This window comes from Lacinutrix sp. MEBiC02404 (assembly GCF_053601575.1).
In genome coordinates, this window is record NZ_JBSHNV010000152.1 from 1 (window position 1) to 221 (window position 221).

A 221-nucleotide genomic window follows, 5' to 3' on the forward strand; every position below is an offset into this window, starting at 1 on the left:
GGATCGGTGTCGTTTGGTCCTTGAACGCCGTCTCCATCAGGATCCACCTCGTCTAAGTTACTTACTCCATCTCCATCACAATCTGCAGTTGCCCAGTCACTTGTTGTGTCTGTTAAATCTACATTTGATAATGTTCCTCCAATACATGGATCGGTATCATTTGGATCGGTATCACTTGTTTCTCCATCGCCATCACAATCTGTGATTGCTGTTACAGGTAA

1 pseudogene is annotated in these 221 nt (G+C 44.3%); it reads right to left on the reverse strand.

Annotated features, from left to right (window positions below):
- A pseudogene (locus ACVCXO_RS06395) lies at positions 1–221 on the reverse strand (hypothetical protein); the annotation flags it as partial.